Source organism: Methylobacterium sp. GC_Met_2 (assembly GCF_026540795.1).
GTDB lineage: Bacteria > Pseudomonadota > Alphaproteobacteria > Rhizobiales > Beijerinckiaceae > Methylobacterium.
In genome coordinates, this window is record NZ_JALNUM010000257.1 from 1 (window position 1) to 1,113 (window position 1,113).

Consider the following 1,113-nt stretch of genomic DNA (forward strand, 5'->3'; position numbering starts at 1 on the left):
TCGTTGACGGCGGCGATCACGAAGGTGCTGGCTGAGACGGGCGGCGCGACGTTCACGGCCTACGACCAGATCGACAAGGCTCCGGAGGAGAAGGCGCGCGGGATCACGATCTCGACGGCGCACGTGGAGTACGAGACGGCCAACCGTCACTACGCGCACGTGGATTGCCCCGGCCACGCCGACTACGTGAAGAACATGATCACGGGCGCGGCGCAGATGGACGGCGCGATCCTGGTGGTGTCGGCGGCCGACGGCCCGATGCCGCAGACCCGCGAGCACATCCTGCTGGCCCGTCAGGTCGGCGTGCCGGCGCTGGTGGTGTTCCTGAACAAGGTCGACATGGTCGACGACGAGGAGCTGCTGGAGCTGGTCGAGCTGGAGGTGCGCGAGCTCCTCTCGAAGTACGACTTCCCGGGCGACGACATCCCGATCACCAAGGGCTCGGCGCTGATGGCGCTGGAGGACAAGGAGCCGAAGATCGGCAAGGAAGCGGTGCTGGCGCTGATGGCGACGGTGGACAGCTACATCCCGCAGCCGGAGCGTCCGATCGACATGCCGTTCCTGATGCCGATCGAGGACGTGTTCTCGATCTCGGGCCGCGGCACGGTGGTGACGGGCCGCGTCGAGCGCGGGATCGTGAAGGTGGGTGAGACGGTGGAGATCGTCGGCATCCGCGACACGCAGACCACGACGGTGACCGGCGTGGAGATGTTCCGCAAGCTGCTCGACCAGGGTCAGGCGGGCGACAACGTCGGCGTGCTGCTGCGCGGCACGAAGCGCGAGGACGTGGAGCGCGGCCAGGTCGTGTGCAAGCCGGGTTCGGTGAAGCCGCACGCCAAGTTCAAGGCCGAGGCGTACATCCTGACCAAGGAGGAGGGTGGCCGTCACACGCCGTTCTTCACGAACTACCGGCCGCAGTTCTACTTCCGCACGACGGACGTGACCGGGATCTGCACGCTGCCCGAGGGCACCGAGATGGTGATGCCGGGCGATAACGTGACCATGGACGTGGTGCTGATCGTGCCGGTGGCCATGGAAGAGAAGCTGCGCTTCGCCATCCGCGAGGGCGGCCGCACCGTCGGTGCCGGCGTCGTCGCCGCCATCAACGACTGA

Annotated in this window: 1 protein-coding gene; it reads left to right on the forward strand. The window is 67.2% G+C overall.

The genetic code is table 11. From position 1 onward, the window contains the following. Positions 1 to 1,113 (forward strand): elongation factor Tu (gene tuf / locus OXS49_RS33315; protein ID WP_267428765.1); only part of this gene is annotated, 1,113 nt, incomplete at its 5' end.